This window comes from Verrucosispora sp. NA02020, assembly GCF_013364215.1.
In the GTDB taxonomy this organism is placed as follows: Bacteria; Actinomycetota; Actinomycetes; order Mycobacteriales; family Micromonosporaceae; genus Micromonospora.
Genome location: NZ_CP054924.1, coordinates 1 through 23,014 on the forward strand (window position 1 = coordinate 1; position 23,014 = coordinate 23,014).

Annotated in this window: 28 protein-coding genes; 13 read left to right on the plus strand and 15 right to left on the minus strand. The window is 70.8% G+C overall.

All coding sequences use genetic code 11. The features are described from left to right. The first annotated feature begins 1 nt into the window (after position 1). Complete coding sequence (locus tag HUT12_RS32150; protein ID WP_254877112.1) at positions 2 to 346, plus strand: tetratricopeptide repeat protein; 345 nt, start codon at positions 2 to 4, stop codon at positions 344 to 346. Between the two features lie 179 nt (positions 347 to 525). Then, on the plus strand, positions 526 to 786 hold the full coding sequence (locus HUT12_RS32155) for a transposase (protein WP_176096068.1): 261 nt from the start codon (positions 526 to 528) through the stop codon (positions 784 to 786). Between the two features lie 155 nt (positions 787 to 941). Here HUT12_RS32155 and HUT12_RS32160 read toward each other — a convergent pair whose 3' ends face one another. The 4 genes from HUT12_RS32160 to HUT12_RS32175 form a co-directional block, all read right to left on the minus strand. Next, positions 942 to 2,192, minus strand: a complete 1,251-nt coding sequence (locus HUT12_RS32160) for a hypothetical protein (RefSeq protein ID WP_176096069.1) — start codon at positions 2,190 to 2,192, stop codon at positions 942 to 944. Positions 2,193 to 2,296: 104 nt separating this feature from the next. Further along, positions 2,297 to 3,343, minus strand: coding sequence for a hypothetical protein (locus HUT12_RS32165; protein ID WP_254877113.1), 1,047 nt, complete (start codon positions 3,341 to 3,343; stop codon positions 2,297 to 2,299). A gap of 145 nt (positions 3,344 to 3,488) precedes the next feature. Then, positions 3,489 to 4,538, minus strand: a complete 1,050-nt coding sequence (locus HUT12_RS32170; protein WP_176096071.1) for a hypothetical protein — start codon at positions 4,536 to 4,538, stop codon at positions 3,489 to 3,491. Next, complete coding sequence (locus HUT12_RS32175) at positions 4,535 to 4,732, minus strand: hypothetical protein (protein WP_176096072.1); 198 nt, start codon at positions 4,730 to 4,732, stop codon at positions 4,535 to 4,537. Before HUT12_RS32175 ends, HUT12_RS32170 begins: the two co-directional genes overlap by 4 nt. 327 nt (positions 4,733 to 5,059) lie before the next feature. On the opposite strand from HUT12_RS32175, the gene HUT12_RS32180 reads away from it, so the two are divergent. Together HUT12_RS32180 and HUT12_RS32185 are read left to right on the plus strand one after the other, a co-directional pair. After that, complete coding sequence (locus tag HUT12_RS32180) at positions 5,060 to 5,344, plus strand: hypothetical protein (RefSeq protein WP_176096073.1); 285 nt, start codon at positions 5,060 to 5,062, stop codon at positions 5,342 to 5,344. Beyond that, positions 5,341 to 5,655 (plus strand): hypothetical protein, encoded by a 315-nt coding sequence (locus tag HUT12_RS32185; protein WP_145777870.1) that lies wholly within the window; start codon positions 5,341 to 5,343, stop codon positions 5,653 to 5,655. The genes HUT12_RS32180 and HUT12_RS32185 overlap by 4 nt, the downstream gene beginning before the upstream one ends. A 255-nt stretch (positions 5,656 to 5,910) precedes the next feature. Here HUT12_RS32185 and HUT12_RS32190 read toward each other — a convergent pair whose 3' ends face one another. The 5 genes from HUT12_RS32190 to HUT12_RS32210 are packed head-to-tail and all read right to left on the minus strand — an operon-like array spanning position 5,911 to position 8,489. Then, a complete protein-coding gene (locus HUT12_RS32190) occupies positions 5,911 to 6,330 on the minus strand; it encodes a hypothetical protein (RefSeq protein WP_176096074.1) in 420 nt (139 codons plus the stop codon). Further along, a complete protein-coding gene (locus HUT12_RS32195; protein ID WP_176096075.1) occupies positions 6,327 to 6,578 on the minus strand; it encodes a hypothetical protein in 252 nt (83 codons plus the stop codon). Before HUT12_RS32195 ends, HUT12_RS32190 begins: the two co-directional genes overlap by 4 nt. Positions 6,579 to 6,632: 54 nt before the next feature. Continuing rightward, a complete protein-coding gene (locus tag HUT12_RS32200) occupies positions 6,633 to 6,947 on the minus strand; it encodes a hypothetical protein (protein ID WP_176096076.1) in 315 nt (104 codons plus the stop codon). A 4-nt stretch (positions 6,948 to 6,951) separates the two neighbouring features. After that, positions 6,952 to 7,635, minus strand: a complete 684-nt coding sequence (locus tag HUT12_RS32205) for a helix-turn-helix domain-containing protein (protein ID WP_176096077.1) — start codon at positions 7,633 to 7,635, stop codon at positions 6,952 to 6,954. After that, the gene (locus HUT12_RS32210) at positions 7,632 to 8,489 is read right to left on the minus strand and encodes a helix-turn-helix domain-containing protein (protein ID WP_176096078.1); all 858 of its coding nucleotides are present in this window, start codon (positions 8,487 to 8,489) and stop codon (positions 7,632 to 7,634) included. Before HUT12_RS32210 ends, HUT12_RS32205 begins: the two co-directional genes overlap by 4 nt. A gap of 256 nt (positions 8,490 to 8,745) precedes the next feature. Between HUT12_RS32210 and HUT12_RS32610 the strand changes: the two genes are divergently transcribed. After that, the gene (locus HUT12_RS32610; RefSeq protein WP_217706116.1) at positions 8,746 to 10,341 is read left to right on the plus strand and encodes a hypothetical protein; all 1,596 of its coding nucleotides are present in this window, start codon (positions 8,746 to 8,748) and stop codon (positions 10,339 to 10,341) included. 73 nt (positions 10,342 to 10,414) lie between these two features. Then, a complete protein-coding gene (locus HUT12_RS32220; protein ID WP_254877114.1) occupies positions 10,415 to 11,896 on the plus strand; it encodes a pentapeptide repeat-containing protein in 1,482 nt (493 codons plus the stop codon). Between the two features lie 308 nt (positions 11,897 to 12,204). Here the strand turns inward: HUT12_RS32220 and HUT12_RS32225 are convergent, their stop codons facing one another. Further along, entirely contained in the window at positions 12,205 to 12,636 is a 432-nt protein-coding gene (locus tag HUT12_RS32225; RefSeq protein WP_176096079.1) for a hypothetical protein, read from the minus strand. A gap of 206 nt (positions 12,637 to 12,842) precedes the next feature. Between HUT12_RS32225 and HUT12_RS32230 the strand changes: the two genes are divergently transcribed. Beyond that, positions 12,843 to 13,043, plus strand: coding sequence for a hypothetical protein (locus HUT12_RS32230; protein ID WP_176096080.1), 201 nt, complete (start codon positions 12,843 to 12,845; stop codon positions 13,041 to 13,043). A 10-nt stretch (positions 13,044 to 13,053) separates the two neighbouring features. On the opposite strand, the gene HUT12_RS32235 is transcribed toward HUT12_RS32230, so the two are convergent. From HUT12_RS32235 to HUT12_RS33310, 3 genes are read right to left on the minus strand one after another with little or no spacing between them, the layout of a single operon-like run. Further along, entirely contained in the window at positions 13,054 to 14,097 is a 1,044-nt protein-coding gene (locus HUT12_RS32235; RefSeq protein WP_254877115.1) for a hypothetical protein, read from the minus strand. A 13-nt stretch (positions 14,098 to 14,110) separates the two neighbouring features. After that, positions 14,111 to 15,616 (minus strand): relaxase, encoded by a 1,506-nt coding sequence (locus HUT12_RS32240; RefSeq protein ID WP_176096081.1) that lies wholly within the window; start codon positions 15,614 to 15,616, stop codon positions 14,111 to 14,113. Continuing rightward, complete coding sequence (locus HUT12_RS33310) at positions 15,613 to 16,056, minus strand: hypothetical protein (protein ID WP_303393519.1); 444 nt, start codon at positions 16,054 to 16,056, stop codon at positions 15,613 to 15,615. Before HUT12_RS33310 ends, HUT12_RS32240 begins: the two co-directional genes overlap by 4 nt. A 412-nt stretch (positions 16,057 to 16,468) precedes the next feature. Here HUT12_RS33310 and HUT12_RS32250 point away from each other — a divergent pair, with 412 nt between their 5' ends. Further along, positions 16,469 to 16,807 (plus strand): hypothetical protein, encoded by a 339-nt coding sequence (locus HUT12_RS32250; RefSeq protein WP_176096083.1) that lies wholly within the window; start codon positions 16,469 to 16,471, stop codon positions 16,805 to 16,807. A gap of 62 nt (positions 16,808 to 16,869) precedes the next feature. Here the strand turns inward: HUT12_RS32250 and HUT12_RS32255 are convergent, their stop codons facing one another. After that, positions 16,870 to 18,009, minus strand: a complete 1,140-nt coding sequence (locus HUT12_RS32255) for a M23 family metallopeptidase (protein WP_176096084.1) — start codon at positions 18,007 to 18,009, stop codon at positions 16,870 to 16,872. After that, positions 18,006 to 18,506 (minus strand): hypothetical protein, encoded by a 501-nt coding sequence (locus HUT12_RS32260; RefSeq protein ID WP_254877116.1) that lies wholly within the window; start codon positions 18,504 to 18,506, stop codon positions 18,006 to 18,008. The genes HUT12_RS32255 and HUT12_RS32260 overlap by 4 nt, the downstream gene beginning before the upstream one ends. Before the next feature lie 377 nt (positions 18,507 to 18,883). Between HUT12_RS32260 and HUT12_RS32265 the strand changes: the two genes are divergently transcribed. Genes HUT12_RS32265 through HUT12_RS32285 form a run of 5 tightly spaced genes read left to right on the plus strand, consistent with a single transcriptional unit; the run spans position 18,884 to position 23,010 of the window. Continuing rightward, positions 18,884 to 19,282: a hypothetical protein gene (locus HUT12_RS32265; RefSeq protein ID WP_254877117.1), complete on the plus strand. Its 399-nt coding sequence runs from the start codon at positions 18,884 to 18,886 to the stop codon at positions 19,280 to 19,282. Continuing rightward, complete coding sequence (locus HUT12_RS32270; RefSeq protein WP_176096086.1) at positions 19,279 to 19,590, plus strand: hypothetical protein; 312 nt, start codon at positions 19,279 to 19,281, stop codon at positions 19,588 to 19,590. The genes HUT12_RS32265 and HUT12_RS32270 overlap by 4 nt, the downstream gene beginning before the upstream one ends. Next, a complete protein-coding gene (locus tag HUT12_RS32275) occupies positions 19,590 to 20,330 on the plus strand; it encodes a hypothetical protein (RefSeq protein ID WP_176096087.1) in 741 nt (246 codons plus the stop codon). Before HUT12_RS32270 ends, HUT12_RS32275 begins: the two co-directional genes overlap by 1 nt. Beyond that, on the plus strand, positions 20,330 to 21,547 hold the full coding sequence (locus HUT12_RS32280; protein ID WP_176096088.1) for a hypothetical protein: 1,218 nt from the start codon (positions 20,330 to 20,332) through the stop codon (positions 21,545 to 21,547). The genes HUT12_RS32275 and HUT12_RS32280 overlap by 1 nt, the downstream gene beginning before the upstream one ends. Further along, a complete protein-coding gene (locus HUT12_RS32285) occupies positions 21,544 to 23,010 on the plus strand; it encodes an SCO6880 family protein (RefSeq protein WP_176096089.1) in 1,467 nt (488 codons plus the stop codon). The genes HUT12_RS32280 and HUT12_RS32285 overlap by 4 nt, the downstream gene beginning before the upstream one ends. Positions 23,011 to 23,014: the final 4 nt, after the last annotated feature.

The window sequence follows — 23,014 nt, forward strand, 5'->3', positions numbered from 1 at the left end:
GGTGCTGACCGACCGGGTCCGGCTACTCGGCGACGAACACCCGGACACACTGACCTCCCGGGCCAACCTCGCCGCCGCGTACTGGCAGGCGGGACGCACCAACGACGCGATCCCCCTCCTAAAGAAGGTGCTGACCGACCGGGTCCGGCTACTCGGCGACGAACACCCGAACACACTGACTTCCCGGGCCAACCTCGCCGCCGCGTACTGGCAGGCGGGACGCACCAACGACGCGATCACCCTCCTAAAGAAGGTGCTGACCGACCGGGTCCGGCTACTCGGCGACGAGCACCCGGATACCGTAGCGGCGGCTCGTGTGTTGGGGGTCTGGCGAGCGGCAGCCTAATTCGATCTTGCGGTTGGCCCTCCGTGTTGTCGGTTTGGGTACACCCATGCAGCGCAGCGGCTACGCGGCGACTGGTAGGACTCGCACCACACCAATTCGGGCCTATGAATCCCTTAGCTGCCTACCAAAATCCGCCGATGTGTACGACCCAGTGAGGACCTCGGGTCGATGACCGGCGGGTGCTCAACGGGATCGTGTGGAAGATCCGGGCTGAGGCGGCGTGGCGGGACGTGTCCGCCCGCTACGGGTCCTGGCAGTCGATCTACACCCGTTTCCGCAGGTGGGCTCTCGATGGCACGTTTCAGCGGATGCTCGCCGGGGTCCAGGCCGACGCGGACGCGCCCGGGGACATCGACTGGCTGGTGTCGGTCGACTCGACCATCGTGCGAACCCATCAGCATGGCGCGGGGGCTAAAGGGGGCCTCGTGCCCGAGCGGTGACCCGTATCGACGCCGGGCCGCGGCCATCCCTCTCCTGAGTGCCATCGTCGCCACCAGTGTCCGGTCAGGGTGACGTCCCGGCGTGCTCGCGTCGGCGCAGCCGCGGTGCCGGGTCGTCATTCGGTGGTTACTACCCGACCTGCCGGCCAGCGATGTCACGCTGCGGATTCAGGCAGGTAGCCGTGCACGATGAACAGCCGTGTGAAGTAGCGGCGCAGCATCGGCAGAGACTGTTCCTGGGACTGGAACTCCGCGCCGCCGAAGCGCACGAGCTCGTAGCCGGCCAGATGGAGTTCCCGATCTGCGGCGACCATCTCGGCGTAGCGACGAGGGCTTGCCCGCCCGTCGTCATCGGCGTAGTGCTGCTTGCCGTCGCACTCGATGACGAGCCGCCAACGGCCACGCATCAGCAGCAGGAAGTCCATCCGCTGACGCGGGAGCGGTCCCGGCTCACGCCGCTGGGCCCGGGTATAGGGGTCGTAGTGCAGGTAGACCTGTGGAATCAGCGCCGGCAGGTCAAAGCCGTGGTCGTTGAGCAGCTCGCCGTATGCGCGGAACACCTGCCGCTCCGGGCCGGGTGGGTCCGAGGGCTTGCGGTCGCGGTCCAGCGAGCGCCGCAGACGCAGGTACAACTGCCGGCCGGCCTCCTGTTCGCTGGTCCCGGCCTCGGCGTGGGTCTCGGTCCACCAGGTGACCAGTTGCCGCCAGCTCAACCCGCTGGGGTCCAAGCCGCGATCGTAGACGAGGCAGAACTCGCCGTTCTTGCTGATCTCAATGGTGTTGCTCAGCGCGTCGGTCAGCACCAATTCTGGTTTGGGGCCGTCCGCGGCGAAGATGAGGTTCTTGAACGGCGAGTCGACTCCGGTACGCCGGCCGGCGTGCACCTGGAGCAGCCCCCACAGCCGCGGGCGGTAATGCTGCTCGAGCACACGTGAGCCGAGCTGACACAGCTGGTCCAGGGTGTAGTTGCTGGTTCGGCTGCGCACGTACGCGCGCTTGCTGGCCATCGCCTCGTCAACGTCGCCATCTTCGAGCCCGAGCGCCCGGCAGACGTCCGGGAGCTTGGTGGCGCTGATCTGCCACAACGTCTCGGCGATCTCGTCGCGCAGCTGCATGGCGTCCGTGCCGCTGCCCAGGTCATTGCGGGCGAAGGGGTCGGCGAGCACGGGTGCGACGCTCACCTGGTGATTGTCGCCGTTCCCCCACTTCCGGACCCGATCAAACTGCGCTGCGATCACCTGCAGATCCGCCGGCCGAAACAGCCCGACGAACGCGGGATGCACCCGCAGCACCACGGGAACGGGCGCGGGATCCCACGGTGGCGATTGCCCGATCTCTGCCTGCTCGGCCAGTGACAGCAGCCGCGCCGCGTGCTGGTTCCCGGCCTGGACCAGCATCTGCGACACGGTGGCTAGCTCCTGGCTCGTCTTGCTATCCACTGTGTCGTCCCTCGGGCACGGGTGTCACTGTAGGCGAAGACACCGACACGGGCATGATGCTTGCGTCCCGGTCATGAGTGGTACCGCTGGTGCAGACGGTCGAAGAACGCGCTGAGCAGGTGCTGGGCCGCGTTGTCATCGACGAGCTCGGCGCCGCCGAACCGGTACACCTCGTACCCCTTCAGGCGAAGGTCACGATCTGCGCGCATCATGTCGGCGTACTGGCGCGGGTTGGCGCGGCCATCGGGGTCGGCGTAGTGCTGCTTGCCGTCGCATTCGATGACGACGCGGGCCCGGTGAGGCAGGAACAGCAGGAAGTCCATGCGTTGACGTGGGAGCGGGCCGGGTGCCCGTCGCTCGGTCGCGGTGTATGGGTCGTAGTGCAGGTAGACCTGCGGGATCAGGGCCGGGATGTCGGGACCGAGCCGGACGTAGCGCTCGGCGTAGGTGCGCAGGATGCGCCGCTCGGCGTCGTTGTCGCCGAGCGACTGGTCCAGCCTGCGATAGAGGCTGCGTGAGATGTCCCGCTCCGGCTCGCCGGTCATCCCTTGTCGATTCGCCCACCAGTCGGTCAGCTCGGCCCAGGTCAGGCCGTATGCGCCCAGCGGCCGGTCGTACACCAGGCAGTTGTCGGCGTTGCGGACCAAGTGCAGGTCGTTGTTGACCGCATCGTCCAGCACGATCTCCGGCTTGGGCCCGAGCGCGGCGAAGATGAGGTTCTTCATGAAGCCGCGCACGCCGGAGCCGATCAGGCGGTAGTCGAAGATCGGAGCGCCGCTGATGGCATCGACCTGGACGATCTCGTAGCCGTCGTGGATCAGCACCTCGTTGAGGAAGTCTCTAAGCTGTTCGACCTCGGCAAGGTTGGTGCGGACCTCGGGGTGCAGCATCTCGACGAGGAAGACCAGCAGTGCGTCGTCGTTGTCCGCCAGCCCGAACCGGTCATCCTCGAAGATCCAGTCGTCGGGCCAGTCGAGCGGGTTGAGCACACGGTGCTGGAAGATGTCCCGACCGGCGGTGTCGTAGCGTGGGTCGATGCTCGGCATCTGCTCCAGCGGGTAGAGCCGAGCCAGGAAGTCTGGCTCGTCGAGGTCGCCGCTCCAGTGTGCCGTGGGCATAGCGGCGAACCCCTCGACCAGGCGGCGGCGGGTGACGTGAGTGATCCGGCCCGTCGCGGTCGCGCGCTGTATCGGCGAGGACATCATCGGGCCCGGAGTGTACTGATAGCCCCCGACGAGCCGCCCTTACCGCGGTAGGAGGTGTTCAGGTGAACCACTGCCTCCACTGGTCCTCGGCGGTGGGGTTGTTTAAGACTCGGTCGATGGTGGGCACGGCCGGCTGCTCCAGCACGTCGTCCAGGATGGTGAAGCGCGTCGGCATCACCTCGTTCTTCTTCCAGCGGCTGCCGTAGTCGGTGATCGTGCCGGTCAGCGGGTCGCGCTCCGGATCGAGGCGACGATCCACCACGCCGAAGCGATGCAGCACACGGGCGCCGCGCCAGGTGTTGTCCTTGAACCCGAACTGACGGCGGTGCTCCTGCACCACGAACACGCCGCTGCCGGTGTTGTGCGCGATCGGGAAGGCTGCGCGTCGGGCCGAGAGGGCGAGGAACACGGCGATCTCGGTGTTGGTCAGCGCGAACACCCACAGGCTCGTGAAGAAGTGACGCGAGACGTACACGCCTTCCGTGGGCACGGTGTACTTGGGCCGGCTGACCGGGGTGCTGGCCTCGGACAGCAGCGTGATCCGGTTGAGATCACGCCGGCCGGGGCGGCTCTTGTCCGGGCCGATGTCCACCAGGTGCTGCTTGTCGAGAACCCGCAGCGCTTCCTTGATCTGCCGGCCCCGCAGTGCGCCGGCTTCCCGGTAGTCGGAGCTGGTGTCGGAGAGCACCACCTTCTGCCAGCTCTTGATCGGCGCGTTCGTCTCCACGTCCTCGAACGTGCGGTCGACGCGGGCCCGCTCCCCGGGGTCGTATCGACACTGCGCGTCGAAGAGCATGAGCAGCTCCAGGCGAAGCGGCAGCCCTCTGGCGGGGACCAGGCGGGCCAGAGCCGGCGCGTGATCGGCGCCGGGCTGCTGCAAGAGGAAGTCCGGCCGGATGAAGATCCGTTCGGGCCGGCGCCCAGGGGTCTTGCCGTCACGGTTGCCGCCGTACTGCCACAGATGCTCCAGGTTCCGCCGGACCTCCTCGTGCAGGAGGGTGCTCCCTTCGGGCCCATCGCAGGCGCTGAGCAGCGCGTCGTTGATGGCCGCCCGGGGCGGCCGGGCCGCCCTGGGGCGACCCGGCGGCACGGGCGAGACGACGCTCACCGCCCGCCCCTCAGCGCACCGACGAACCGGGTGAGCTGGGTGAGGACGTCGATGCAGTGGCGGCGGGTCCGCGGGTGGCGCGCGGCCAGCGCCAGGACCGCCACCAGGACGACGCCGAGTGACACCACCGCGGTGGGAAGGGTGATCAGCAGGGCGGCAGCCGCCCATCCGTGCTGGTCATCGAGGCCGAGCATGTGTCATTCTCCGATCGGTACGAGCTCCCGTCCGCCGTCCAACTTCCTACGGTCGATGGCGGGCGGGAGGCCCCTCTCCGGCCTGCCGAGCAGCAGCGCCAGGTGCAAGATTGACGGCTTCCTCGCGCGTTGTCTCGTTGCTGATCTTGAATGCCGCGTGCCCCCTGACCACGCCAGAACTGCTGAGGAATTAACCTTGCGGTTCTGGGGTGGTCAGCGGGTAGAGGCGAACAGGCACACAGGGATCATCCTGCGTCCGATCTACTGGCCGGTGACGGCCACAGCCAATAGCCGTCCGCACGGCGTATGCGTTTGTATACTTTCCCCATGTCGGTGGACCCGTACCGGTTCTCGTACACCAGTTACGAGGCGCTCGACCGCGCTGGCGTCGGCTGGCAGGCGGCCCTGCACGTACTCACCGCCTCCCGGCCCCGGATCGTGCGGCACATCGGCGCGGTGATGCACGTCGTCGGTGCGGTGCCGGACGGGCGGTTGCTGGCGGTGGCGCTCATCGAGGAGACCGACGACGAGTACATGGTGGTCGGGGCTCGGTGGCTCGACGAGGACGAGGCGCAGCCGCTGCGCAAGTTGATGGAGAGGGGCGGACGATGAGCCGAGCAGAGGACATCAGGGCGGCGCAGGAGTCGCTGGAGAGCCGCGACTGGTCCGACGCGGTGGTCGACGACACCCCGCCGACGACGAAGGTGAGCATGTCCGCCCGGTACCCGAGCGACATCGCTCGCCGGGTGATGGAGGACGCGGAAGCCCGGGGGGTAAAGCCGGGGGCGATCCTGCGGGAGATCGTGGAGGCGCACTACGCCACGCTCGACGCCGCCGGCGACGAGCCGATCACCGTGCGACCCGCCGACGTCGTCCGCGCGCTGGCCCAGGTCGCCCGGCGGGAGCGTCCCGCCGCCGCGTAGCGCGATGTCGGACGCTGACCGTACGGTCATTTCGACCTCGGGGTGCTCGTTGTCTTCGGTCGACGGGCGGTGTAGTCGCGGGCCACGGCGGCCGCGGCGGATATCACCCGCTTGCCGGTAGCGGGATCCACCTGGGGTGCCCGCTGCTGCCGGTGCCGCTCCTGGCGAGCGACCAGCTGCTCGTACTCCTCACGTCTGGTCGCAGTCCCCGGAGGACCGGCACCAGGAGCGCAGCACGGTCGACGAGCTTGCGGGTTACGCCTGGCTGAGGTCGAGAATGCTCCAGCCAGCGGGTAGGACGGTGGCGGCCGGCGTGGGGGCGGTGGTGGCCAGGTGCGCCTGGTGGGCGATGGCGGTGCGGGCGGCGTGGCCGAGGGCGATGTCGCCGCCTGCGGCGCGGGCGAGGACGCCGGTCTGGCGGGCGTCGTCGATGCCGGGCTCGGCGCCGAGGGGTAGCACGGTGACGGCCGGGGTGGTGGTCAGGAGGGTGAGCAGTGCGGTGCTGACCTCGCTGCTGGTGGCGGCGTAGGCGGCGGCGAGGCAGGCGGCCGGCACGCCGACCGTGCGGCCTTCGTCGGCGACCTCCGCGATCAGCTCACCGACGGCGACCTGGCCGGCGACGTACGCGGCGAGGGCGGTGACGTCCAGGACGACGGCGACCTGGTCGTCGTTCACGCGGCCTCGTCGAGCAGGCGCTGCCCCTCGGCGAGGGCCTCATCAGGGATGGGGGTGGCGAGGCGGTCGCGCCAGCGGGCCTTGCCGGCGTCGGTGACCTCAATGCCGGCGCGGCGCAGCACCTCGTCGAGCTGGGCGCCGGCCATCTGGGCGCGGACGGCCGCAGTGATGGCGGCGCTGGCGTTGGGTTGGCCGTCGAGCCACTGAGCGACGTCGTCCGGGACGCTGATGGAGCGCTTCGCGGTCATGGTCCGAGCCTACCCCGCTGGTAGCACCGGCGGTGCTACCAGCGAGACCCCAAGCTACCGAGGTCGGACCTGGTGGTACGGATGCGTGGTCATCGTGAGCTGACCGCCGACGACAGCCGGATCGGTCGCGGTCAGATCGGCGGCCGGGCCTGGGGGCAGCGCGAGGACCAGGGCGCCGACAAGATCGCCGGTTAATCGCTCGTCATGCCGCCAGATCGGGCCGGCGACCACGGCCGTCCCGGCTTCGACCTGGCGCTTGACCCAGGCAATGTGGCCTGCGGCGTTGCGCTGTCCTGCCAACGGCTGGGAGTAGTCCCACTCAGGGCCGGGGTGGACCAGGACGAGACTGGTCGCAACGTTTTGATCCATGAGGTCAGGATGACAGCACCGGAGGCCGCCCGTCGATATCCGTGATCATCACCAGCCGGGCTGACGGGTCCGCGCCCAGCCACGCCCACTGCATGGTGATGGCGGAGCCGGCCAGGCGGACGACCTCGTGGTGCGGTGTGTCCTCGACCCGGCCAGCAGACCATGCGGCGGCCGCGGCATCGCTCGCCGCGCACAACGCCGCGACAATGTCGAGTACCGCCTGTCCGGGGGCGGCGTACCACGAGGCGACCGCCCGGCTCCGTGCCACCGCCTGGCCGGCGATGGTCGGCCAGTCGTCCCATAGGCTGCTGATCTGGATCGCCCAGCTTGCGAGGTTGTGCACGGTCGGGGCGGCCGAGCTGGCCGACAGCACGTTCCATGCCGGGTCGACCACCCATGCGGGGACGGCCAGGCCCGTGACCATCTGCGAGAGTTGGGCGGGGTCCGGCGGCGCGGGAGCCGCGTATGGCGGCCGGGACAGCCGGTCCAGATGCCGCACGGCAGCAGCGTCGAGGTCGAGCACTTCGGCCACCCGGGCGAGGGTGCGGGGTGACGCCTGACGGCCAGCCTCGATGGCCTGCCAGGCCCGACTGGTGATTCCTGCCCGCCGTGCGGCGACCGTCTGGGTCAGGCCCGCGCCACGACGGACGGCGGCCAGCCAGACGCCCACGGGCTGAGCGACGGTCATGTTCGCAGTCGCGCACAGGCTGGACAGCGGTCCGGCCCACTCTCGACCGACGGTACCGGTGGCGTGTAGCCGGGCGGATACTGGAAGACCACGAGGCGCCGGCCGTCCTCCGGTGACAACGGGGCGAGGATCACCATGTCCAGGGGCACCCCGGGATCATCGAGATTGGCACCGGGCTGCCGAAAGAAGCGGCGCGCGGTGGGCGGATCTACGCTGATCGCCGACGCCGCAGTCCATCGGGCGGCGAACTCCGGGTAGTCGAGCAGATCGTCGAGCAGCGCCGAGAATCCCGGGTTGCTAGCCATCGGCGCGTACAGGGCGCGGAAGCGGGCCACGAACTCGTCTGCGAAGTGCGGCCAATCGGCGAACGCGTGCTGGGAGTGCACGCTACCGAAGATCCACTTGGCGATGTTGCGCTCAGCGGCGGGTACGGATCCGAAATCAACGAACCACTGCGCGACGGCACGGTTCGCCGCGAGCACCTGCCATGCCGCGTCGGTGACGTACGCCGGGCATTCCATCTGCTCGCACATTTGCGCCAGGCCGGCGTCGAGATCGGTCGCGTAGCTCTGCGCTGGCCGGGCCGTACCCGTCGCCGTCACCCACAGCGTGCGGCGCTCATCGGCATCCAGACGCAGCACATCCGCGACCCGCTCCAACAGGTCAGCGCTGGGGCGGCCTCGACCACGCTCAAGATCGATATAGGCGCGCAGGCCATACCCCGTAGCCTCGGCGACGTCCTCCTGCGTCAGACCTCCATCGCGGCGGCGACGCAGCCGGGACGGTAGCCCGATGTCCTCGCGGGTCAGACGGCCGCGCCAATGCCGCAGCACCTGACTCACGAGCTCGCCCATGATCACACCTCCAGGACCTCGCAATGGTACGCACCCACATGACACGAACTGGGACTTCGTGTGCCGCGATGGACCTGGTAGATCTCCACCACAGCCGCCAGAGTGGCAACGCGCGGCCACGGGGGGCGCGCGGCCACGGGGGCGTCAGTTGGGTCCGATGCGGGATGGCCGCTTCGCATCGGACCCAACTCCGAATCCTGATCTTCGCCTGGGCCGTCCTCTCCAGCGAGACAGACCGGACGACAACCAGGTCGGCATGTTCGACCCGCAGCACATCCTCGGCACCGAGCAGGGCATGTGGTGGAACCCGCTGCGCGCCGTAGCCACCATCACCGACGCCCGCCGCCTCGCCGAACACTTCGCCGCCGCCGAACGAGAACCCGGCGTCAGCCGCGACGCCAGCTCCGAAGAACTGGTGGCGAACCTGCTCCTCGCGGCCGCCGTGTCTGGGCGGGACATCCTCGCCGCATACCGATGGGCCGTCAGCCCCCGCGACGACGAACCAGCCCGCGGGCCGCCACTGGCGGTGGCCACCAGCGGTCGACGCGATCCGGCGGACACATGGCCGCTGGTGGAGGTCGTGGTCACCGGCCGGGTGGACTGGGCCGCGCGGACCTTCACCACGGCGGCGGGGCCCCGGGGCGAGATGGCCCGACTCAACGCGAACCTGGCGGCGCTTCGTACCCTGCGCACCCTCGAAGCCGAGGACCGACCGGCGACCGCCGAGGAACAGACGGTCTTGGCCCGCTGGTCGGGGTGGGGTGCGGTACCCGGGGTGTTCGAGGGCCGCGTCGACCACCGCGACCACGCCCGGTTCGCGGCGGCCCGGGACCAGCTCCGGCAGGTGCTCGATGAGCGGGAGTACGCGGCGGCCGAGCGCAACACCCTGAATGCGCACTACACCGACGCCGCGTACGTCCAGGCCATCTGGGACGCCGTCACCGGCCTCGGGTTCCAGGGCGGAGACGTGCTGGAACCCGGCTGCGGGCCGGGCACCTTCATCGGCCTGGCGCCCGACGGCGCCCGGCTGACCGGAGTCGAGGTGGAGCCGGTCACCGCCGGAATCGCCGCCGCGCTCTACCCGCACGCCACCATCCGTACCGAATCGTTCGCGGACACCCGCGCGCCGGCCGGGGCGTTCGACCTGACGATCGGGAACGTGCCGTTCGGCAAGTTCGTGTTGGCCGACCGGCGACACAACCCGGGCAAGCACTCGATCCACAACCACTTCCTGATCAAGAGCCTGCATCTGACCCGGCCCGGTGCCGCCCGCCAGGCCGTGCACGACACCATCCGGGCCACACCGGCGCTCGCGACCGGCACGGGCACGACCGGCGCCGACGCTGACCGACCCGGCCCCGACCCGGCCGCGCCGCCGCGGGTCGTGCTCACCGACGACGAGATCCGGACCCTGGTGCCGAAGCTCGCGGCAGCGCTCACCCGCGACGAGAGGATCTGGCTCAACCAGGCGACCGCCCGCCTGTGCGCACAGCCTGACCTCCGCGCCGTCGCGCAGACCGACGACCCGGACCGCTTCGCCCAGGTCTTCAGCCCGGCCATCACGGCGCAGCTCGCCGACGCACCGGCCCGGCTCGCCGAGCTGGCCGCCGCTGGCGACGGCCTGGTCAACGAGCTACGCACCCTCATCCAGCACTACGTCTACACCAAGACCCGGACCGAAACCGAGTCGCCGGCCAAGCCCGCGCCGGCCGACGATGCGGCGAAAGCCGCAGCGGTGGCGGCACTCGCGTTCCGGTCCACTACCGCCCCCGCAGCAACATCAGCGTCAGCCAGCACGCCGGCTGCTCGCGGGACTGGCCCGGCTGCCCGCGAGTCTGAGCTCACTCGGTAGGACGGTGGGCGAGGCTCCGAAAGACCTCACCGGACGACGGCGGGGTGGCGGCGGTACGGCACGATGACGCACCGTGGCGGAGCGAATCAGCACAGGTCTCGCGGTCCTGGGCGGACTGGGCGTGGTGGCCTTCGTGATGATGCAGGTGCCGGCAGGTTGGTGGGGCGTTCTGGCGGCGAATTGGCCGATGTTGCTGCTGGCCGCAGCCACCGTGGCGGCGTTGACCATCAGCGGGGTCTTGCGGTACCGCGACGGCCAATCGGGGCTACAGGTGGCCGAGGCTTCGTCGGCTCCGCTACCTCCGGACCGACCGCTTCGGCCGTTGCCCACATGGGTCATTCCGGCAGGGACGGTAGCGGTCGCGGTGATCACCTGGCTGGCGGTGTGGAGGTTGCAGGGTTCGGTGCCGGCCGTGGGCGATCAGGTGGAGCGGGCGAAGTTGCGGGTCGAGTCCATCCGCACCGGCTTGACCATCGGTGCCGGCGTGACGGCCGCGTTCGCGTTGTTGTTGGCCTTTCGCCGGCAGCAGTTGGCCGAGCGCACCCAGCAAGCCACGGAGTACGACGCCGGGGAGAAACGGGTCACCGAGTTGTACGTCAAGGCCGCCGACCAACTCGGCGCGACCAAGGCTCCGGTCCGTCTCGCTGGCCTGTACGCCCTGGAACGCCTTGCCCAGGACAACCCCGCCCACCGGCAGAGCATCGTCGAGGTGATCTGCGCCTACCTGCGCATGCCCTACACCCCACCCGACGACCAACCCACCCCGGAACCCGACGACCAGTCCCCCGCAGACGGCCCCGCTCCCGCCGCCGGGCCGACGGACGTCACTGGAGACAGCGACAAACCCGCCGTGGATCCCCGGGAAGAACGCCAGGTCCGCCTCGCCGCCCAACGCATCCTCGCCCGCCACCTACGACCAACAACCCCCGAAAAACAACCCGACCCCTTGTACTGGGGCCCAAAGACGACGCTCGACCTTCCCGAAGCCGTCCTCATCGACTTCGACCTCAGGAACTGCCACCTCCACAACGCCACCTTCAACAAAACCCACTTCACCGGCACCACCCAGTTCGTAGGAGCGACGTTCAGCGGCGACGCCCGGTTCGACGGGGCGACGTTCGCAGAAGATGCCAATTTCGGCGGGGCGACGTTCAAAGGCGACGCTACATTCATCGAGGCGAGGTTCGGTGGCGAAGCCGAATTCCTCAACGCGACGTTCAGCGGCGACGCCTGGTTCTTCCGCACGGGGTTCAACAGCAAGGCCGAATTCTTCGAGGCGAAGTTCAGCGGTCACCAAGCTTGGTTCTTCGAAGCGACCTTCAGCGGCAAAGCCAACTTCATGCACGCGAGGTTCAGCGGCGACGCCTGGTTCGAAGGGGCGACGTTCGCAAAAGATGCCGAGTTCGGCAGGGCGACGTTCAGTGGCATCACCAGGTTTGTTGGGGCGAGGTTCAGCAGCGACGCCCAGTTCGACATGGCGACGTTCAGTGGCACTACGAGCTTTGGTGGCGCAACTCTTGATGGGAAAAGATACGACGGGCCCGTTACCGAATAGGTGCGCCGGACTGGCCTCTACAGGGGATCGAAGGGCCGGGTACGCCAGCCGGTGTCACGCCATCCGGCCTAGCATGGGTGCAGGCCGGCTCGACCCTACTCAAGCACTACCAGACGATGCGTGACGACAGGTTGAAGCCGTAGACCCGGACCGAAGCCCTCGCAGACCTCCGCGCCGACGCCCCCTCGCACCCGACGCCGCCGGAGTACCTCCCGACGAGCAGATCCTGGCATGGGCACTGGAGGAGACACCGACACTCCCGAGGGTTACTGAACCACCAACCAAGTAGCCCCGAGCGCGACGCCCGATCAGAAGGGCGGCTCCTCGTCGAAGTTGCCACGAGGCGCCGGCGCCGGTGGAGGGCTCGGCTTGGGCGGCAGCGTCGGCACGTCGCCCTCGTAGTCGTCGAGCACAGCGTTCCAGCGCTTCTTCAGCTCACCCCGCAGCGTCACTTCGGACCAGTTGTCCTCGGGCCACCGGTCTTCGTCCGGGCTCCGGTCCGCCAGGGCGCAGAACGCCTGGAGAATGGCATCGACGGTTGCCCAGGTACGCGGCACAACGGCACCAGTCAGCACGCGGCGGATGGTCTCGGTGCTCGCCGTACCCGGCAGGTCCTCGTTGTCCCGGATCCAGCTTTCGATCTGCCGCAGTGTCGGCCGGCCAGCCTCCCGGTAGTGCGTGAACAATTCCTCGACGAAGGCGCGGCGAGGACCTTCCGGCAGCCCGTCCTTCGACGGCATCCTCAACGTTCTCGGCACGCCCGCCCCCCGCTCGGAAGTCACGCTTTGACAACCAAAGTCTAGGACCCACCACCCACGACTCGCTTTCCCCACATCACGACAACGCTGGAACAACCATGAGCCCAAGTCGACGTCCGGAGATCAACTGCTCTGAGCAGGCCTAACGATGGATTCATCAGCAAGCTCGACCATCGAAAGGCTGCCCGTTGACCACCCTGACCGTCCGCGGCCTCTGGCTCGCGATCGCCGCCCTAACGGCCGTCCTCGTCGGCGCCACCGCCGGCCTGCTCGCCTGGGCCGGCGGCCTCAACCCGCCCACCGCCGTTTTGACGGGGGGTGGTGGTTTCGGCGGCACCCTCCTGCTCATCCTCACTGCCGTCCGGTTCACGGTCGGCGAGCCGCAGTGAGGCGGGGCCTCTACCGGCCCGGCGCTTCGGCGGCCACACCCGCTGCAGGAGATCGCGACGGCGCCGGTGGCGCCTCAGCCGACCGGCCCGCCGACGTGGCATCGGTGACAGCGACCGCAGTCGACTGAGGGAATGCCTGGGCCGCGAGCTTCGCCGCGTGCACGTCACGCTCACCGAGCCCGGCTGACATCTGGTCGGCCTCGGGGCGGTCGCCGCGAGCGTCCTCCCCCCTGTCGCCGCCCGTCTCCCGCCATTCACCGTCAAGGGTGACGGCGGGAGGATCCCCATCGCCCTGGACGGTGCCATCGGCCTGTGCCACTCCGGCACCCTGCTCGGTGGCGTAGTCGTCGACCACCCGAAACGCATAGGCGGCGGGCGTGTGGGCCCGGTCGACGAAGCCGGGCACCTGCCGCAGCAGGTCGCGCACATCGTGCCCGGCGCGCTCCAGTTGGTCGAGCTTGTAGGCCAGTGCCGGCCACGCCGCCGAGACAATGACCCGCTCCGCCCGGTCGGCGGTCCACACCTCCCGTACGTGCACCGCCATCGCCTCCTGACGCTCCTGGGCGGTCCGGCGTCGCTCGCCGGCGTCACCGGGCCGAGCCTCCGCCGGTCGGTCGACGTCGTCCATGGCGGCGCGGTCGAGCTGGTCGGACAGCCATGTCTCGTCTACCGGCCGGGCGCCGGCCGGCGGGTCGACGTGGACGCCGCGTTCGGCGAGCCGCACCACGATGACCCGCTGGGCGGCCTGGGCACGCGGGTCGACGGCCGCCCACTCGGTGCTGGCCCGCCAGGCCCGTGCGATGTCCTCGGCCGACGCCTGCCGCCACCACGACGGCCGGGTCGCCGGCCGCCACACGGTCGCGCTGGCCTGCTGGGCCGCGCGCACCTGGGCGCGGATGCGACGGGCCTGTTCCTCGCCGGCCCGGGCGGCGCGTTGTAGCTGAGCGATACGGATCTCGATGGCCGCCTGCGCCAGTTGCCCGGCGGCCTGGATCGCGGCGGTGACCGCCGCGGTAGCCCGCTGGTGGATCTCGGCCATCTCGTTGTCGGGCACTAGCTCGTCCTCCTCAACGCTGCGAATCCCGCTCGACGTTCGGGTCGACGCGAGGCCGGACTGGGCCCGGCGCGGTGTGGATCGGCCGCTGCGGCGACCCGCCCTGGTTCGGCACATGCCCTTGGTCCACCAGCTGGACACCCGACTGGAGCAGGGGCATCAGGTGCGCGGCGGCAGCAGCAGCGGCCCCGGCGGCGTGGGCCTGTTGCTGCGCGGCACGCAGCTCGGCCAGCGCCACGACCAGCCGGGCCGCCTGGACGACCACGGCGAGCAGGACGGCCGCCTCACCACGGTCGCGGGCGTGTCCGGCGACCAGCAGCGCGTCCGCCACGCGACCCAACTCCCCGGCCACCGACGACGCCGCGGGCGCCGGCGCGCGACGCGGCGGTGCCGCTGCGCGAGCCAGGGCGTCAGCGGCGCGGCTCACCGGACCCCGCCCTGACGGTTCGGTGGCCGCCGCTACCCGGGCCAGCAGTTCGGCGCTGGCCCGCGCTACCGCTGGCCACTGCGGCGAGTCGGGCGCCACCCCGGCCAGCCGGCCGCTGATCGCCTCCAGCGCGGCAGCCGACGACCGCCACACCGCCATTCGGTCCTCACCGCGCAGGCTCGATTCCGCGGAATCCGCCGCCTTCCACTGACCGGCCGACGGCCGCTCCGCCTCGGGCCACCGCTTGCGGACCTGAGGAAGACTGAGGTCACCGTCCAGGCTGCGCCCGGCGTACCAGGTCGGCTTACCCACCCCGCCCGGCCGCAGCGCGACCGCGTACCCGACCACCTGGCTCGGGTCCTGCTCGGAGGTCCGCGGGGCGACCAGCAGCCCAGCGCCCTTCATCCGCGCGACCCACTCGGCTTCGCTTCCTGCCCCGGCCAGGGCAGCCCGGACCTGGCGGCGCAGCAGATCCCGGTCCGGTGCCTGGCCGCTGCGGCGGGCCCGGTCGACCTCCGGCCGGTTCAGCTCCGGCCGCTTCGTCGCCCCGGCCCGGCCCGGTGTCCACTTGCCCAGTCTGAACTCGTCCTCTAGGAGGTCGGCGACCTGTTGGCTGCGCCGCTTGTCCTGCCGCAGCCACACCGGCGCCCCGTCCTCGGTGGCGAGGGTGACGACCAGGTGCACGTGGTCGTTGCCCTTGGCCGACAGGCCGTGCCGCACCGCGATCCACCGGCAGCCGGCCCGCTCCCCGTTGCCGGTGAAGCCCATCTCGGCCACGAACCGGCCGGCGATCCGCGACCAGGTCGCGTCGTCGAGCTGCCCCTCCTGCGCGGGCAGGCTCAGCGAGCACTGCCACACGTACTGCTGCACCCCGCGCTCGCCGGCGCCGATCTGCGGCGCGTCCAGCCGGGCCGCCAACTCCTCCAGCGACCACCCGCCACCCTCGCGCTCGCGGCTCTCGGGGGCGAGCAGCGCCACGTCGTCGTACCCGGCGACCAGGTGCGGGTTGACGTGTTCCTCCGCCTTGCCTGGCCCCCACAGGTACTCCAGCAGACCACGTACCCGACTGCCGTAGGTCACCTTCGGGATCATCGACGGCCCGTCTGCACGGCGGCGATCGCGGTCACCAGCTCGTCGACGCGCGCCGCGACCCGGGCGAGGTACGCCGATGTTGCGGCCAGGTCCCCGCCCGGCTCCCCGGTGGAGTGCAACCGCGCTACGGCCTGGTTCAGGTTGTGCGCCGCACCCCGCACCTGCCGGTGAACACCCATCAACTCGACCAGCAACGGTCCCGTCTCCGCGGTGCCAGCCGGTCCGGCCGGGGCCGGAACGAGCGGCGCCGATCCGACCTCCGCCAGGTACGCCGAAGTGGCCATCCGGGCCGCCGCCGCATTCGCCTCGACCGCCGCCAACTCCGCCTCGGACAACCGCACCGTCACCCGATGCACCCGCGGATCGTCGTCGCTGTGAGCCCGCCGCCGACGCTGGCTCGCACCGAACCGGACCACGCCGACCTGCGCCGGATCAGCCACGTCGACCACCCTCCCGAGCGGCGTCGCCCGCCGCGTCTCGGCCGGCCGCAACGCGGCCCGTCTGACCAGAAGTCAGACTTTTACTCCAACTTGCTCCGACAGAGGAGGCGGGTCGCGTGCGCGCGACGTAAGTACACGGTCGAGCAGAACGCACCTGACGGCGCGTACCACGAGCCCACCCCGTGGGGGCCAGGAAGCGTAGCCCGTCGCCGCCCAGCATCAAGGGCGCTTCGCGTCGCTGCGCGATGGTCCTACGGCCCACCCTTGACGCTGGTCGACGCCCTCGGCTGGCACTGATGGTGCACCCACCGGCCCGGGGAAAGGATGGAAGAGCAGGACCGTGCCGATCGATCTTGGCCGTTAAGGTGGGCGTCCACGCACACCAGATCGGACCATCCTGGGTGAGAAACCTATGGTCGAACAGACCGCCAAGGCCGTCCGCGCCGAGACGGAACGGGCCGCGTTGGGACTGCTGCGCGAGCGCGCCAACCTGGTCGGCGAGGCGGCCACAGCCCGGCACGACCGCGACCAACTGGCCGAGTCCCTGCGTGCTGCCAACGCCCGCTACGCCGAGCGCTACGACGCAGCGGTGCAGGGTGGATGGACGCCGGAGGACCTGGCCAAGCTCGGCTTGGACGCACCAGAGGCTCCCACCGGCCGGCGTCGCCGCTCGCGCCGGCCGGCCTCGACCTCCGGCTCGCAGCAGCATGACGACCAGGTCGTGCACGCCGACACCGGCGGGCAGGCGTAGCCGCGACCGACACAGCACGACGGCGGCCATCCTTCCCAGGGTGGCCGCCGTCGTGCTGACGCTCATGGCCGCGCCCCCAACGGCGCATCCCGGTCTCGCATGAACGGCACCGGGTCGACGGCGTTGCTGCTGTTGGCGTTGTACCGGCCGCCCGGGACGTCGACGTGCACCTCGAAGTGCAGGTGCGGGCCGGAGGAGCCTCCGCTGTTGCCGACGAACCCGATCACCTCGCCGGCCGCCACGGCGTCGCCGATGGCTACCTCGGGTCGTCGGATCAGGTGGCAGTAGCGGGTGACGATGTCGCCCGGGTGGCGGATGTCGACGTACCAGCCGCAGCCCCGGGCGCGGGTGTGCCCGTCCCGGTCGCAGGTGGTGTACCAGTCGCACTTGACCTGCTCGACCACCCCGCCTGAGGCCGCCCGGATCGGGTCACCCCGCACGTCGCTCCGTGACATGTCCACCCCGGCGTGCAACCGGCCGTTGCGGGGGCCGAACGGGCTACCGACGAAGGCGTGCAACGGCTGCACCCACCCGCCCGGCCCGACCGGCACGGGCCCGAACTCGCCCATGCCGCAGGGAGCCGTCGGTGCGCCGCCACCGACGTTGCGGATGTCCGGTACGCCGAGCACTGCGGCGGCGAGCAGCTCGGCGTCGTCCTCCCATTTCTGGTACTCCTCCGGGTAGGCAGAGCGCTGCACCGCCTGCGCGGCGTCCGTCAGCCGCATCCGCTCCCACCCATCGACCCGCGCCAGCGCCTCGTAGAACCTGTCGGCGGCGTAGCTGGGTGTCATCCGCTCGCGCACTGTCCCCCACCCAGGGCGCTGCTGGAACAACCCGACCGAGTCGTGGTCACGGCCAACACCCTCATGCGGGAGCGACAGCGATTCGGGCACGTTGGCGTTGGCCAGGTTGCGTAGCGTGGACTCCTGCATCGCCGTCGCCAGCGCGATCACGTAGCCACGGGCGGGCATCTGCTGCTCCAGACCGGCCGTGACGATCTCTGCCGCGTTGGCCACCTGGGCGCCGCTCCACCTGCCCACCTCGGGCGCCGCGCCATCCGGCAGCAACGGCACCTCGCACGCTGCGGCTTCCGCCTGCTCCTGACCGAACATCAGCACCGGGAGCACCACCGTGCCGCCGCACAACAGCACCACGACGGCCACCACCGCGACTGCCAACGCGATCGGTCTGCGGGTCGTCATCCGATGGCCCGCCGGAAGTCGTTACCGGTGACCAGCCAGCGCCCGGCCAAGGCCGTCACCGTGACGGTCAGAGTGCCGCTGTCGGTGGTGAACTCGTACTCTGCGGCACCGCCCTTCGGTGGCTTCGAGGCCACCGGGCCGCCGTCCACCCGGGTCGCCGGAACTCGCGCGGGGTCGACTGTCCGCAACTGCGCGGCGAACCCGTCGTCGCAGACCTCAGCGACCTGCCGCCACCACTCATCGGCCGGAAGGTCAGAGCGCACCCAGGCCCGTGCGAACCGCGCCGCTACCCGTGCCGCCTGCGCCGCCGGTGGCGGTGGAACGGTCAGGTCATCGCCACCATGGTCGTCACGGCCCGGAGACTCACCAGGCGTCGGCGACTCCACGGCGTCGCCGGTGGTCGGGTAGACCGGGCCGCTGCGGTCCGGGCCCGGCACCGTCGGCGCGGCAGATCCCGCGCAGCCACCAACCCCCAGCAGCGCAGCCACGAGTGCCACCAGCCCAACGTCACGCAGCCGAGCAGTGCCGGTGACAGCGTGCGCTGCCCTTGCCATTCAACGCCCCCGTGGTGCCGATCATGTCCGATGTTGACCGAGCAATCACCATAGGACCAGCTACCTACGCGGTGCTACTGTCACGTACTCGTCAGTGACCTTGACACGCGGGGGAGGCATCAGGTGACGAGTGGCGACCGCGTGGCCGTGTGCGGATCCAGGCGGTGAGGTCCGGAACAGTCGCGGCCCGCCGTACCCGTCCGACCGCCGTACCGCAGCTCCCCCTCGCCGTGATTCCGGAGAATCACGTCCGAGACGGGTGGCCTCCGGTGTGGTGGGTCGGCTGCCACGGCGGCGCCGGCACAAGCACCCTCGCCCGGATGGTCGGCTTCGGCGCGGACTTCGGCGCCGCGTGGCCGGCGCTCACCCCCGCGATGCCCGGCGCCCAGGTCGTCCTCGTCTGCCGCGCGTCGGCGTCGGGCACATGGTCCGCCACCGGCGCGGTCGAGCAGTGGCGCCGTCGCTCCGGAGTGGCCCGCATGACCTGGCTACTCGGCGTCGTCGCCGTCGCCGCGTCACCACGGCGTCCACCCCGCATCGCCACCGAACGCCTACGGCTACTCAGCGGCTGGGCACCGCAGATCTGGCGGGTCGGCTGGATCGACGACCTACTCGCCGTCGACGAGCCGACCGACATCGGCACCCCTCCCGACATCGAGGCGCTGCGCACCGCGATCTGGCACACGCTGCACGTCGCGAAGCAGAAAGGACGACCATGACCCTGATCGGCGCCTTGGCGCAGGCCGAAACCATTCTCGTGCAGGCCGTCCCCGACCCCGGAGGTGGTGTAGCGCCTCCCGGCGTCGCCGGCAGCGGTGTTCTGCTCATCCTCCAGTGGATCGCCTGGCTGGCCGTGGCGGCCTGCGTCGCCGGAATGATCGTCACCGCCGCGAAGATGGCCATCTCCCACCGCCGCGGTGACGACACCAACGTCTCGCAGTTGGGCTGGGTCTTTGCCGCTTGCGTCCTGATCGGTAGCGCGTCCGCGATCGTCGGCGCCCTGATCGGCGGTGGGAGGACGACCTGATGCCCCCCGTCGGGCCCGACTTCGCCGAGCGCCCTCCGTGGACCCGACCCGGCTTCATCGCCGCCGCAGTGCTGGTGGCAGTCATCGTCCTCGCCGGGGTGCTGATCGCCATTCTCGCCCCGCGTGGCGACGACCCCGACGTCGTCGGTGGCACATCGCCGTCGGCACCACCTCCGACCGCCACGAGCACGCCGGATCAGGCACTACCCACCGCCGTGCCGACGGTCGCGCCCGATGACGTGCGGTGGGAGTTGGTCGGGCCTCACGCTGTGCCGGTCAGCGCCACCGCCGGCCCCAAGCAGGTGACCGACACAACGGCCTCCGGCTTCGCGCACACCCCCGAGGGCGCCCTGGTCGCCGCCGCGCAGATCATGACGAGAGCCGGGCACGCCCTCGGTCGGGACCGCTGGGAACCCACCATCCAGCGGCAATTCGTGCCCAGCGCTGACCGAGACCAGCTTCTCGCCGCGCTCACCGCCGCCGACAGCGGCCCGGCCGATCCAGGCTCCCTCAGCCGAATCGCCGGGTACACCTACCAGTCATACACCCCCGACACGGCGGTGATCGGGCTCGTGCTCCGCGCGCCATCCGCCGGCACCCCGCGCTACCACGTCCTGTCACTGACGCTGCTCTGGCGCGACGGCGACTGGCGGATGCAGGCACCACCCGGGGGTAGCTGGCTCTCGGTCAACCGCATCACCGACACCCTCGCCGGCGTGGTGGAGTGGGGACCGCAGTAATGCCCGACTGCATCCCCCTCGTCGACCCGCTCTGCGTCCCCACCAAGGTCGCCGGGAACGTAGCCGGCCGCCACCTGGAACAGATCGCCGAGGAAGCGTCAAAGGCCGCCGCCGAAATGCTCACCACGCTGGTCGCCGGATGGCTCAGGGTGGACAGGCCGGAGATCTCGGAAACCTCAGGCGTCGTAGCCAACCTCCGCAGCTACACGCATTGGGCGGTCGCGGCGATCGCGGTGGGCGCGCTGTTGGTCGGGGCGATTCGACTGGCCATCGAGCGCAACGGGCGGGAAGCCGGGTCGATCGCCAAGGGCCTGGCCGCCCTGGTCGTGATCACCGGCGCTGGCGTGCCGGCAGTGCAGGTCCTCATCACCGTCGGCGACTCATACTCGGACTGGATCATCACCGAGTCCACCAGCGAAGACCTCGGCGGCCGGCTCCTGCTACTCAGCCCGGCTGCCGGCGCCTCCACCCTGTCACCGATCATGCTGATCGGCGTCAGCCTGTTCATCTTCATGGCCGCGATGGTGCAGCTACTCATGCTGCTCGCCCAGAACGCGGGACTCATCCTCCTGGCGGGGCTGCTGCCACTGCCCGCAGCGGCGGCCATCTCCGGCTCGGGGCGGGCCGTCCTCACCCGGTACCTGACGTGGCTGATCGCCTTGATCCTCTACAAGCCGGCCGCCGCGACCATCTACGCGGCCACGTTCTGGCTCGGCGGCCAGGGACAGACCCTCATCGACCTGCTCACCGGCCTGGTGATGCTCTGCATGGCCATCGTGGCGCTGCCGGCGTTGCTGCGATTGATCGCCCCGGGGGTGTCGGTGCTGTCCAGCGGCGGCGGCTCCAGTGGCGCTGGCGTGGCGGCGGTCTCGGCGGCAGGTCAGGTGGCCTCCGGCGCGGTGCGGCTGTCCAACAGCGGCGGTGGGCAGGGCGGCGGCAGGTCCGGTGGGCACACGGGCGGGGGGTCCGGCCGGCCTGGTGGCGCGTCGCCGTCGGCGCCGTCACCTCGCCCCTCCGGCGGCGCTCCCGCCGCAGGCGGGACCAGTACCGGCCCGGGTGCGACCGGTGGCGCCGCAGCCGGCTCGGGTGCCGCAGCGGCGGCGGGCCCGGCCGGGCCCGTGGTGGCCAGTGGTGTCGCGGCGGCGCAGGCCGGCCCGGCCGCCGTACGCAGGGTCGGTGGCACCGCCTCCGGCGCGGTGGGCGGTGAGGGCTCATGAGCACCGGCGTACAGAACAGGCCGACCGAGCAACGCACCTACGGCAACTGGCGGCTCGGCCGGGGGGCCGGTCTGTTCGGGCTCGGCCCGGCCGGCACCATCGCGGCGTTCCTGGTCATGGTGCTCGCCGCCGCCATGCTGCCGGTGTCCCCGCTGGCGGCGCTACTCACGGCGGTCCTCGGCGTGCTGCTCCTGGCCCCGCTGGCGATCCGGGTCAACGGGCGCACCGGCTTCCAGGTCATCACCGCCCGGGTGGCGTGGTGGCTCACCCGGGCCCGCCGGCACCACATCTACGTCTCCGGCGTCGCATCCCGCGTCGCCGCCGCTCACCAGCTTCCCGGCGTGCTGGCCCGCTCCGAAGTGTACGAGGTGGAGACCGGCCGGTCCGGGGTCGTCGCGGTCGTCGTGGTGCCGCAGAGCCGCCACTACACCGTCACCCTGCGCTGCGCCCCGGAAGGGCTGGACCTGGTCGACCAGTCGGTCGTCGACGCCCGCGTGGCGCACCTCGCCACCTGGCTGTCGGCGCTGTCCCGCGAGCCGCACCTGGTACAGGCGCAGGTCACCGTCGAGACGACCCCTGACCCGGGCACTCGGCTCGCCGCCGAGGTCGCCGCCACCTCCCGGCCCGACGCCCCGGCGCTGGCCCTGCAGGTCCTCAACGACGTCGTCGAGTCCTCCCCGGCCGGCTCCGCCACCGTCGACACCCGGGTCTCGCTGACCTACACCGCCCCACCCGGCCGGTCGATGTCCCACGAGGACGTCTGCCGGGAGGTCGCCGGCCGGCTACCGCATCTGCACGCCGGGCTGACCGGCGCGACCGGCGCCGGGATCACGCCGCTGTCCGCGCGCAGCCTCGCCTCCGTGGTGCGCGCCGCCTACGACCCGGCCGTCGCCGTGGATCTCGCCCGTGACCCGCAGTTGACCCCAGACTGGCCCCAGGCCGGACCGGTGGCCACCCGGGAGAGCTGGGACGCCTACCGACACGATTCCGCAGCATCACGGACCTGGTGCATGGTGGAGGCACCCCGGGGCGTGGTGTACAGCAGGTTGTTCGCCCGACTCACCGATCCAGATCCGGCACTGCTGCGCAAGCGGGTGACGATGGTCTACCGGCCCTACTCCCCCGGTGACGCGGCCCGCCTCGTGGAGGCCGACAAACGCGACGCCCGGTTCCTGGCCAGCAAGAAGCACCGGCCCAGCGCCCGAGACATGACCGACGTCGTCGCCGCCGAGCAGGCCGCAGAGGAAGAAGCCGCCGGTGCCGGCGTCGTCCGCTTCACCGTGCTGGTCACCGCCACCGTCTCCGACGAGACGCAGCTCGACGAGGCCGCCGGCATCATCCGGGCCCGCGCCGGTGAGGCCCGGCTGGTGCTACGGCCGATGTACGGCTGCCAGGCCGCCGGATTCGCCGCCGGCCTGCCCGCCGGTGTCGTGCTGCCCACCCACGCCACGATCCCCTTCTAGGACC

Excerpts from the sequence above, each read along its gene's own strand:
- HUT12_RS32285 (WP_176096089.1), top strand. The coding sequence starts at position 21,544 with ATGAGCACCGGCGTACAGAACAGGCCGACCGAGCAACGCACCTACGGC.
- HUT12_RS32255 (WP_176096084.1), bottom strand. The coding sequence starts at position 18,009 with ATGACGACCCGCAGACCGATCGCGTTGGCAGTCGCGGTGGTGGCCGTC.
- HUT12_RS32185 (WP_145777870.1), top strand. The coding sequence starts at position 5,341 with ATGAGCCGAGCAGAGGACATCAGGGCGGCGCAGGAGTCGCTGGAGAGC.
- HUT12_RS32280 (WP_176096088.1), top strand. The coding sequence starts at position 20,330 with ATGCCCGACTGCATCCCCCTCGTCGACCCGCTCTGCGTCCCCACCAAG.
- HUT12_RS32265 (WP_254877117.1), top strand. The coding sequence starts at position 18,884 with ATGGTCGGCTTCGGCGCGGACTTCGGCGCCGCGTGGCCGGCGCTCACC.
- HUT12_RS32200 (WP_176096076.1), bottom strand. The coding sequence starts at position 6,947 with ATGGATCAAAACGTTGCGACCAGTCTCGTCCTGGTCCACCCCGGCCCT.
- HUT12_RS32175 (WP_176096072.1), bottom strand. The coding sequence starts at position 4,732 with ATGCTCGGCCTCGATGACCAGCACGGATGGGCGGCTGCCGCCCTGCTG.
- HUT12_RS32610 (WP_217706116.1), top strand. The coding sequence starts at position 8,746 with ATGTTCGACCCGCAGCACATCCTCGGCACCGAGCAGGGCATGTGGTGG.
- HUT12_RS32205 (WP_176096077.1), bottom strand. The coding sequence starts at position 7,635 with ATGACCGTCGCTCAGCCCGTGGGCGTCTGGCTGGCCGCCGTCCGTCGT.
- HUT12_RS32180 (WP_176096073.1), top strand. The coding sequence starts at position 5,060 with ATGTCGGTGGACCCGTACCGGTTCTCGTACACCAGTTACGAGGCGCTC.
- HUT12_RS32270 (WP_176096086.1), top strand. The coding sequence starts at position 19,279 with ATGACCCTGATCGGCGCCTTGGCGCAGGCCGAAACCATTCTCGTGCAG.
- HUT12_RS32240 (WP_176096081.1), bottom strand. The coding sequence starts at position 15,616 with ATGATCCCGAAGGTGACCTACGGCAGTCGGGTACGTGGTCTGCTGGAG.
- HUT12_RS32225 (WP_176096079.1), bottom strand. The coding sequence starts at position 12,636 with ATGCCGTCGAAGGACGGGCTGCCGGAAGGTCCTCGCCGCGCCTTCGTC.
- HUT12_RS32210 (WP_176096078.1), bottom strand. The coding sequence starts at position 8,489 with ATGGGCGAGCTCGTGAGTCAGGTGCTGCGGCATTGGCGCGGCCGTCTG.
- HUT12_RS32165 (WP_254877113.1), bottom strand. The coding sequence starts at position 3,343 with ATGCCCACGGCACACTGGAGCGGCGACCTCGACGAGCCAGACTTCCTG.
- HUT12_RS32195 (WP_176096075.1), bottom strand. The coding sequence starts at position 6,578 with ATGACCGCGAAGCGCTCCATCAGCGTCCCGGACGACGTCGCTCAGTGG.
- HUT12_RS32275 (WP_176096087.1), top strand. The coding sequence starts at position 19,590 with ATGCCCCCCGTCGGGCCCGACTTCGCCGAGCGCCCTCCGTGGACCCGA.
- HUT12_RS32250 (WP_176096083.1), top strand. The coding sequence starts at position 16,469 with ATGGTCGAACAGACCGCCAAGGCCGTCCGCGCCGAGACGGAACGGGCC.